Origin of the sequence: Acinetobacter sp. IK23, assembly GCF_035615275.1 — a bacterium.
Classification (GTDB): Bacteria; Pseudomonadota; Gammaproteobacteria; order Pseudomonadales; family Moraxellaceae; genus Acinetobacter; species Acinetobacter seifertii.
Map to the genome: position 1 here is coordinate 1 of NZ_JANBNX010000068.1, position 785 is coordinate 785.

Annotated in this window: 1 pseudogene; it reads right to left on the minus strand. The window is 39.7% G+C overall.

The window, feature by feature from the left end:
- Nucleotides 1-710, minus strand: a pseudogene (locus MSG95_RS18875) (IS256-like element ISAba26 family transposase); the annotation flags it as partial.
- Nucleotides 711-785: the final 75 nt, after the last annotated feature.

Below are 785 nucleotides of genomic sequence, written 5' to 3' on the forward strand. Positions count from 1 at the left end.
AAGCCTTTTAATCCATCTACACAGGCAACAAGAATGTCCTGTACTCCTCGATTTTTTAGCTCTGTCATGACTGACAGCCAGAATTTGGCACCTTCTGTCTGAGCAATCCACATACCCAGTAATTCTTTTTGCCCATCCATATTGATGCCTAAAGCAAGGTATACGGACTTGTTAATCACATTGGAGTGCTGACGGACTTTGACAACAATACAGTCAAGATAGACAACAGGATAAAGGCTATCTAAGGCTCTATTTTGCCACTCAGTCACTTGCTCAATCACAGCATCGGTAACTTTGCTGATGAGAGATGCTGACACATCGGCATCGTACATTTCTTTGAAGAAGGCTACAATTTCCCTATTAGTCATTCCTTTTGCATACAGTGAGAGGATTTGGTCATCCATACTGGTGATGCGTGTTTGGTGCTTTTTGATAATTTGTGGCTCAAATGAACCTTCTCGATCACGGGGAATATCTAAAGCCAGTTGTCCATCTTGAGTTGTAATGGTTTTAGAACTAAACCCATTACGGCTATTTGAGCCTTTCTTGGGCTGATGCTTTTCATAACCGAGATGGTCTGAAAGTTCAGTATTGAGTGCAGTTTCAATCATGAATTTTTTAAAGACTGCTGTCATTTGGTTTAAGTCTTCTGGTGTTTTTAGACCTTTAGCCAATTCGGCAGCCATACTTTTGATTGTTGCTTCATCCATGTGAAGTACCTTTTGTAATTATCCTCTGAAGGATAAATGAAAATTAAGTACTTACACAAAATTTAGAACAGTCCC